This window comes from Rahnella sp. PD4 (genome assembly GCF_049199325.1).
Lineage (GTDB): Bacteria > Pseudomonadota > Gammaproteobacteria > Enterobacterales > Enterobacteriaceae > Rahnella > Rahnella perminowiae.
Map to the genome: position 1 here is coordinate 18469 of NZ_JBLZQF010000018.1, position 8769 is coordinate 27237.

An 8769-nucleotide genomic window follows, 5' to 3' on the forward strand; every position below is an offset into this window, starting at 1 on the left:
ATGGGCGATGGAGCGCAGGCGGCCTGATGCAGGCAGATGCCAGATTACGCTGAACGCATAACATTACTCTTGTTCCCTTCGCGGGTACTAACCCGATCAGGTTCCGCGGATCCCGAATTAACGGTCTCAGCCTGGCGTAATCTTCGCGAGAAAATTATGCGCTAGGCACTCCGACAAGAAGCCTCAATATAGGAGGCGTTTTTTGAAACTACAACTAAAACTATTACTAAAATCACAAATCTTAGCCGGATTTTAGTAGGGCAAAGTCTTAAACCGGTCTGGCGAGATGTTCTTCATTTTCAGGTGGCTTTACTGCCTGACTGCTGCGATTAAAAGCGAGAATAATTAATTGATCTTCCAGCTGAAAACGCGCATCTAACGCTTCACCTATATCGGATAATGCATAATGAAATGCGAAAGCATTGTCATCATCAATATCATTTTCAGTGTAACTATCATGGAAAGCCATGATAGTTTCAGTATTCAGTTCCAGTGCAGGATAGATTTTTGCAGCCTGCAATTTTATCGGGCTATTCGCACCTTCAACTTCATCAATGATCCGCTGATACAGATGGAAATGACCGGCAGACAGATAGTCCACCAGGTTATGGCAAAAGTTATCCAGCGCTTTTTCATTGAGAGGGGTATGTTTTTCTTTATTGGGCTTGAGGCCGACCAAAGTGCAGTACGAAACCAGCAGCTCTTTGCGTGCGTGCAGCCATTGATCCACTAACGCATTATTGCCACCAACGCGTTGGGTCAGTCTTTCCAGACGATTTAGCATGGTTGACTCCGTGAGCGATAAAGACGTAACTAAAAGTTACTAACAGGTGAATATCCCCTCAGATTGTCAGTCCCGATGAGGTTATGCAACAACAATTATGGAATTACAGATTACCGAGCAACACAATGGCTGGTGGGTCATCAGCCAGGACGGCAAGCTATGGCTGCCTGAGGGCGAACTGCCATTTGGCAGCGCCACACAATTTTCTCTGACCGGTAAAACGGCGCGACAGATCGGCGAATGGCAGGGTGAACCTGTCTGGCTGATTCGTCAGGCGATGCCAAACCATATGTTTTCCGCCCGTCAGTTGCTGGATCAGGATCGTGGATTATTCCAGTTGGTCGGGCGCGGTGTACAGCTGTCTGAATTTTATCGATCTCATCAGTTCTGTGGCTACTGCGGGCATGCAATGCATGTCAGCAAAACCGAGTGGGCTGCACTCTGCGGGCACTGCCGCGAACGCTATTATCCGCAGATTGCACCCTGCATTATTGTCGCCATCCGTAAGGGTGATGAGATTTTGCTGGCACAGCATGTCCGGCATCGTAATGGCATTCACACGGTTCTGGCGGGTTTTGTTGAGGTCGGAGAAACCCTGGAGGAAACCGTGGCACGCGAAGTCCTGGAAGAAAGTAATATTCGTGTGAAAAACGTCCGTTATGTCAGTTCTCAGCCCTGGCCGTTCCCCAATTCGCTGATGATGGCATTTATGGCGGATTACGACAGTGGCGACATTCAGCATGACCCGAAAGAGTTGCTTAACGCGAACTGGTATCGCTTTGATGCATTACCGCAGTTGCCACCGCCAGGGACGATCGCGCGCCGTCTTATTGAAGACACCGTGGCTCTTTGTCGTGCTGAACACGAAGAGTAGAGGCGGTTTTACGTGATAGAATGCTGTGAGACGATTGTCGGGCGGCCCGAATACTGAAGGAAAGAGCAAGAATGAATGAGTTGAAAAACGACCGTTACCTGCGTGCTTTGTTACGTCAGCCAGTGGACATTACACCGGTCTGGATGATGCGTCAGGCAGGCCGTTATTTGCCGGAGTACAAAGAAACCCGCGCTGAAGCCGGTGATTTTATGTCGCTGTGCAAGAATGCCGAGCTGGCCTGTGAAGTGACTTTGCAGCCGCTTCGTCGCTATCCGCTGGATGCGGCGATCCTATTCTCCGACATCCTGACCATTCCTGATGCGATGGGGCTTGGGCTGTATTTTGAAGCCGGTGAAGGGCCGCGTTTTTCTTCGCCATTAACGAACCGTGCCGATGTCGAAAAACTGCCGGTTCCGGATCCTGAAATGGAGCTTGGGTATGTCATGAACGCCGTGCGTACTATCCGTAAGAACCTGAAAGGTGAAGTGCCGCTTATCGGTTTCTCCGGCAGCCCGTGGACGCTGGCGACGTATATGGTAGAAGGTGGCAGCAGTAAAGCCTTCACCAAAATCAAAAAGATGATGTACGCCGATCCGTCCACTTTCCATCTGTTACTCGATAAAGTGGCAGACAGCGTTATTCTTTACCTTAATGCCCAGATCAAAGCGGGCGCCCAGTCGGTAATGATTTTTGACACCTGGGGCGGCGTACTGTCTCCCCGCGATTACCGCGAATTTTCCCTGAACTATATGCACAAGATTGTCGATGGCCTGATCCGTGAAAATGAAGGGCGTCGTGTGCCGGTCACGCTGTTTACCAAAGGCGGCGGACAGTGGCTGGAAGCGATGGCTGCGACGGGCTGCGATGCACTGGGTCTCGACTGGACCACCGATATTGCCGATGCGCGCCGTCGCGTGGGTGACAAAGTCGCGATTCAGGGCAACATGGATCCTTCAATGTTGTATGCCTCGCCGGTGCGTATAGAGCAGGAAGTGGAGACCATCCTTGCCGGTTTCGGCAAAGGTAATGGTCATGTGTTCAATCTGGGTCACGGCATTCATCAGGACGTCCCGCCGGAAAATGCGGGGGCCTTCGTCGAAGCGGTGCATAGCCTGTCCCGGCAATATCACGAGTAAAATCCCGGTATGATCAATACCCGTGCTTTACGTGAAGAACAACGGATCCTCGCAGATCAGATTAAATTGCAGGATCCGCCCGAATTCACCCCTCCCGCATTGATCGCGGGTGTGGATGTCGGTTTCGAACAGGGGGGTGAGGTGACACGCGCGGCGGTGGCTGTTTTACGCTACCCGACGCTGGAGCTGGTAGAGTATCAGATTGCCCGTATCCCCACTGTTATGCCTTACATTCCTGGTTTCCTTTCCTTCCGCGAACTTCCCGCCCTGCTGCAGGCGTGGCGGCAGCTCTCATCGCACCCTGATCTGGTTTTCGTCGACGGGCAAGGGATTGCGCATCCGCGTCGTCTTGGTGTCGCCAGTCATTTTGGCCTGATGATCGATGTTCCGACGATTGGTGTGGCGAAAAGCCGTCTATGTGGTCAGTTCCTGCCACTGGGTGAGGAACTACACAGTCGCCAGGCGCTGTACGAAGGGGATGAACAGATTGGCTGGGTGTGGCGGAGCAAGCTGCGTTGTAATCCATTATTCATCTCACCCGGTAATCGTATCAGCATGGATTCATCGCTTTATTGGGTACAACAGTGCATGCGGCAATATCGTCTGCCGGAGCCTACCCGTTGGGCAGATGCTGTGGCGTCAAACCGGACGGCGTTTCAACGCTGGCAACGGCTGAGTGATGATCTTTTAGGAATCAAGGAATAGGGATATTGATTTATTTCAGGTAAACTCCCGCGCAGAAAAGTTAACGAGATCAACTCATGTTACGTAATCCAATTCATTTACGTCTCGAAAAGCTGGAAAGCTGGCAACACGTAACGTTTATGGCAAGCCTGTGTGAACGCATGTACCCGAACTATCAGGCATTTTGTCTGGAAACCGGGTTTGGCGAAGCACAGCTTTACCGCCGCATCCTGGATTTAATCTGGGAGACGCTGGTGGTAAAAGACGCCAAGGTCAATTTTGACTCACAGCTCGAAAAACTGGAAGAAGCGGTGCCTTCTTCCGATGATTACGACATCTATGGGGTTTATCCGGCCATCGATGCATGTATTGCATTAGGTGAACTGATTCATTCACGTCTGAGTGGCGAAACGCTGTCACACGCGGTTGCCGTCAGTGAGGCGTCAATTCGTACTGTCGCGATGCTGGAAATGACTCAGGCCGGTAGAGAAATGACGGATGAAGAACTCAAAGTCATTCCTGCCGTGGAAGAGGAATGGGACATCCAATGGGAGATTTTTCGCCTGTTGGCTGACTGTGAAGAGCGTGACCTGGAATTAATAAAAGGGTTACGTTCTGACCTGCGTGAAGCCGCTGTCAGTAACATTGGCATAAATTTAACGCAATAAGGCAAGAAAACGTGATTTAACGCCTGATTTGTCGTGCCTTAAGGCTTCACATCCGCACCCTGTCTGGTCTACATTTGGGGGGCGTAAAAAAAGTGGCTATCGGTGCGTGTATGCAGGAGGGTGCTGTCAATCGGCATATCCGTCGCACTCGATGCTTTGCAAACGATAAACACACTGTAAAGGATAACTTATGAACAAGACTCAACTGATTGATGTAATTGCGGACAAAGCTGATCTTTCCAAAGCACAGGCCAAAGTTGCTCTTGAATCTACTCTGTCTGCTATTACCGAGTCTCTGAAAGAAGGTGATGCTGTACAATTGGTTGGTTTCGGGACTTTCAAGGTAAATCATCGTAACGAGCGTACTGGTCGTAACCCACAGACTGGTAAAGAAATCAAAATCGCAGCTGCAAACGTGCCTGCGTTCGTTTCTGGTAAAGCTCTGAAAGACGCTGTTAAGTAATTGCTTGCAGTGAAAAGAATAAGCGGAGGGGCCTTTAAGCCCCTTCAGTTTATCACCCCCGGACTGGTAGCAGGTTTACTGGTGCTCGGTCTGGTGGGTTGCAGTTCTAAAAAAGATCCTGAGTTATTCTTTGCCAGCGGTTATGTCGCCGATCAAGGTATCAACCGGCTCTGGCGTAAAGACAGCGCACAGCACGATCCTCAAACCATTCTCAACGTCTACAGCCCCTATTACGGCGGCGATACGATTATTACCCGATACGAATTCCAGCAAGGGCAATTGCACCTGCTTAAAGAAACCCATGCGACTAAAACGGATTTGGGTGTCATGCTGCGTTTTGATGAGGGCGGCAATGTCAGCTTTATGCAACGGCAGCTTCCGGAGCGTCGGGAGAAATTATCTGCAGACGAAATCGAACGCTATAAGTATGAAGCGTCAAAAATTCTCGATCTGAGTAATGCGCTGCAGGCAGGGAAAGTCCGGCTGGTTCAGGCGCGCTGGCGCAAAGGGTTAATAACAACCTGTGCCGGTGAACAAGTCACGCCGACACTGACTGTCCGCTCACAGGTCTGGCTGGCGAAACGAGCCAGTCGCAGTAACGATAACCTGGGATTAGCCTGGCTGACCGCCCCTCAGGGCAATGAGATGTTGCTGGTAGCTAATGAAGATTTTTGTAAATGGGAACCGAAAGAGTCCGATCTCTGATCCCGGGTTCACGCATGAAAAGGCACGCCGAAGCGTGCCTTTTTGATTGTCGGGGCTGGCAGGATTACTGATTGCGTTCGCGATCGATGGCGCGATAACCGATGTCTTTGCGGCAGAAGCTGCCTTCCCAATGAATATCTTTTGCTAAGTCATAAGCGCGTGCCTGTGCTGCTTCCACCGTTTTACCCAATGCCGTCACACATAACACGCGACCGCCATGAGTCACCACACGTTCATTCTGCAAACGGGTTCCGGCGTGGAAGACTTTACCGTCCGGTACTTCTTCCAGCGGCAGGCCATGAATAGCATCTCCGGTTTTATAATCAGCAGGATAGCCACCGGCTGCGAGCACGACACCCAGCGACGGGCGCGGATCCCACTCGGATGTTTTATCACCCAGACGACCTTCAGCACCGGCCAGGCATAAGTCCACAAGATCAGAGCGCAGACGTAGCATGATCGGCTGAGTTTCCGGATCGCCGAAACGACAGTTGAACTCGATCACTTTCGGCTGGCCGTCAGCGGAGATCATCAGACCGGCATACAGGAAACCGGTATAGGTGTTATTTTCCGCCGCCATACCGCGAACGGTTGGCCAAATCACCTGATCCATCACGCGCTGATGGATTTCATCGGTCACGACTGGCGCCGGAGAATAGGCTCCCATACCACCGGTGTTCGGACCGCTGTCGCCGTCACCTACACGTTTATGATCCTGACTGGTCGCCATCGGTAATACATTGGTACCGTCGACCATGACGATGAAACTGGCTTCTTCGCCGTCGAGGAACTCCTCAATAACAATGCGATGGCCTGCATCACCGAAAGCATTTCCCGCCAGCATGTCATGAACGGCATCTTCGGCTTCTTTCAGGGTCATTGCCACAATGACACCTTTGCCAGCGGCGAGGCCGTCAGCTTTGATGACAATCGGCGCACCCTTGCTGCGCAGATAAGCCAGAGCGGGTTCGATTTCGGTGAAGTTCTGGTAATCGGCACTGGGAATATTATGGCGAGCCAGAAAATCTTTGGTGAATGCCTTAGAGCCTTCCAGCTGCGCCGCTTCCTGCGTCGGGCCAAAGATTTTCAGGCCTGCTGCGCGGAAAGCATCGACCACACCAATCACCAGCGGTGCTTCAGGACCGACAATAGTCAGGCCGATATCATGTTCACGTGCAAAACTCAGCAAGCCGGCGATGTCAGTGGCGGCAATATCAACGTTTTCCAGTAGCGGCTCCAGCGCCGTGCCGGCGTTGCCAGGTGCAACAAAGACTTTATCCGCCAGAGGTGACTGCGATGCTTTCCATGCCAGTGCATGTTCACGCCCGCCGTTACCGATAATTAAAATATTCATTCGAAGACTCCGGATGAGCGGGCGCATCGCACCCGCCAAAAGAAAATTAATGACGGAAGTGGCGCATATCGGTGAACAGCATCGCAATGCCGTGTTCGTTAGCCGCAGCAATAACTTCATCGTCACGGATAGAGCCGCCAGGTTGGATCACGCAGGTAATACCCACGGCTGCCGCCGCATCAATACCGTCGCGGAACGGGAAGAAAGCATCAGAGGCCATTACGGAGCCCGCCACTTGCAAACCTTCATCGGCGGCTTTGATACCGGCAATTTTGGCAGAATAAACGCGGCTCATCTGGCCAGCGCCGATACCGATGGTCATTTTGTCACGCGCATAAACAATGGCATTGGATTTTACAAACTTAGCCACTTTCCAGCAAAACAGCGCGTCTGTCAGTTCCTGCTCTGTCGGCTGGCGCTCGGAAACCACACGCAAATCAGCGGTATCAACCATACCCAAATCGCGATCCTGAACCAGCAGGCCACCATTGACACGTTTGAAGTCGAGCGCTTTCTGGCGCTCTTGCCATTGTCCGCAGGTGAGTACACGAACATTTTGTTTGGCCGCGGTCAATGCCAGCGCTTCGTCACTGACGGACGGCGCGATGATCACTTCCACAAACTGACGGCTGATGATGGCTTTTGCCGTTTCGGCATCCAGCTCACGGTTAAAGGCAATAATGCCGCCGAAAGCCGACGTCGGATCAGTCTGGTAGGCGCGCTCGTAAGCGGCCAGGATACTGTCACCGATGGCCACGCCGCACGGGTTAGCATGCTTGACGATGACGCAGGCAGGTTCTGCAAATTCCTTTACACATTCCAGAGCTGCATCGGTATCCGCAATGTTGTTATAGGAAAGTGCCTTGCCCTGAAGCTGAGTAGAGGTGGCCACAGAAGCTTCGCTGACGTTCTCTTCTATATAGAAGGCAGCGTTCTGATGGCTGTTCTCGCCATAACGCATATCTTGTTTCTTTATATAGCTGAGATTCAGTGTGCGCGGGAACTGGCCGGAAGCCGATTCAGTATCACCGTGGTAAGCCGGAACCATCGTACCAAAGTAGTTCGCAATCATGCCGTCGTAAGAAGCGGTATGTTCGAAAGCTTTGATTGCCAGGTTGAAACGGGTCGCCAGTGTCAACGAGCTGCTGTTGGCATCCATTTCTTCAATAATAGACGCGTAGTCGCTGCTCTTTACTACGATCGCCACATCTTTATGGTTCTTCGCTGCTGAGCGAACCATGGTCGGGCCGCCAATATCAATGTTTTCTACTGCATCTTCCAGTGTACAGTCCGGGCGCGCGACGGTTTGTGCGAACGGGTAAAGGTTAACGACCACCATGTCGATTGGTGCAATAGAATGCTGCGCCATGATTTCATCATCTTTCCCACGACGACCGAGGATCCCGCCATGAACTTTCGGGTGCAGGGTTTTGACGCGTCCATCCATCATTTCCGGAAAACCGGTGTAGTCAGAAACTTCGGTGACTGGCAGGCCGGCTTTAGCTAACAGGCTGGCGGTTCCGCCAGTGGAAAGTAATTCAACGCCACGCGAAGACAGAGCCTGGGCGAATTCTACGATACCGGCTTTGTCAGAAACACTGAGCAGAGCGCGGCGGATTGGACGAGATTGTTGCATGGTGGTTATATCCTTGGCTTTGGAGTCGCAGTAAAGAGCGTTATCGGAATTCAATGACGATTTTCTTCTCTTTATATAGAGCACTTTGCAGAAAAACGTGGGATTGAGCTTGGATAACTTCCCCTCAGTGGCTGATTTTTCATTTATCACCCCTAAAGGGCAGTGAAAACTAACGCGCGAAATTGTAGCGAAAACGATTGCGCGACGCTCGCAAAATTTGAGATTCCTGTGCCTCTGTGGATAAATCTGTGCAAAACACGGTATAAGCGGTGTGTTTGCTGTGTAATGCAGCAAACAGTGATTTTTCTTAAAATTAGCCCTTGCGGCCTGCTGAGAACTCCCTATAATGCCGCTCCATCGACAGGGAACAACGTGAACAACATCACGAAGTGACCGGGTCGGAAAGATTGAAAACAGCGGCAACCGGGTGAAATAAACGGTTGACACTGAACGAGGAAAGCGTAA

Annotated in this window: 9 protein-coding genes and 1 riboswitch; of the genes, 6 read left to right on the forward strand and 3 right to left on the reverse strand. The window is 51.5% G+C overall.

Features of this window, described 5'->3' with window-relative positions:
- Window positions 1-56: 56 nt before the first annotated feature.
- Window positions 57-183: riboswitch (TPP riboswitch) on the reverse strand.
- A gap of 85 nt (window positions 184-268) precedes the next feature.
- Entirely contained in the window at window positions 269-784 is a 516-nt protein-coding gene (rsd, locus tag ACOZIO_RS24735; protein ID WP_129992338.1) for a sigma D regulator, read from the reverse strand.
- 97 nt (window positions 785-881) lie between these two features.
- Here rsd and nudC point away from each other — a divergent pair, with 97 nt between their 5' ends.
- From nudC to ACOZIO_RS24765, 6 genes are all read left to right on the forward strand, one after another.
- Window positions 882-1658, forward strand: coding sequence for an NAD(+) diphosphatase (gene nudC / locus ACOZIO_RS24740; RefSeq protein WP_129955668.1), 777 nt, complete (start codon window positions 882-884; stop codon window positions 1656-1658).
- Window positions 1659-1729: 71 nt separating this feature from the next.
- Window positions 1730-2794, forward strand: coding sequence for a uroporphyrinogen decarboxylase (hemE, locus tag ACOZIO_RS24745; protein WP_015699029.1), 1065 nt, complete (start codon window positions 1730-1732; stop codon window positions 2792-2794).
- Between the two features lie 9 nt (window positions 2795-2803).
- Window positions 2804-3499, forward strand: coding sequence for a deoxyribonuclease V (gene nfi / locus ACOZIO_RS24750; protein ID WP_129955667.1), 696 nt, complete (start codon window positions 2804-2806; stop codon window positions 3497-3499).
- A gap of 56 nt (window positions 3500-3555) precedes the next feature.
- Window positions 3556-4146, forward strand: a complete 591-nt coding sequence (locus tag ACOZIO_RS24755; RefSeq protein WP_129955666.1) for a YjaG family protein — start codon at window positions 3556-3558, stop codon at window positions 4144-4146.
- 190 nt (window positions 4147-4336) lie between these two features.
- Entirely contained in the window at window positions 4337-4609 is a 273-nt protein-coding gene (hupA, locus tag ACOZIO_RS24760; protein ID WP_013577396.1) for a nucleoid-associated protein HU-alpha, read from the forward strand.
- 18 nt (window positions 4610-4627) lie between these two features.
- Window positions 4628-5314 (forward strand): DUF1481 domain-containing protein, encoded by a 687-nt coding sequence (locus tag ACOZIO_RS24765; RefSeq protein WP_240782882.1) that lies wholly within the window; start codon window positions 4628-4630, stop codon window positions 5312-5314.
- 64 nt (window positions 5315-5378) lie between these two features.
- Here ACOZIO_RS24765 and purD read toward each other — a convergent pair whose 3' ends face one another.
- Window positions 5379-6668 carry a phosphoribosylamine--glycine ligase gene (gene purD / locus ACOZIO_RS24770; RefSeq protein WP_129955664.1) on the reverse strand — a complete coding sequence of 430 codons (1290 nt, stop codon included), beginning with the start codon at window positions 6666-6668 and terminating at the stop codon, window positions 5379-5381.
- A 46-nt stretch (window positions 6669-6714) separates the two neighbouring features.
- On the reverse strand, window positions 6715-8304 hold the full coding sequence (gene purH / locus ACOZIO_RS24775; RefSeq protein WP_129955663.1) for a bifunctional phosphoribosylaminoimidazolecarboxamide formyltransferase/IMP cyclohydrolase: 1590 nt from the start codon (window positions 8302-8304) through the stop codon (window positions 6715-6717).
- Window positions 8305-8769: the final 465 nt, after the last annotated feature.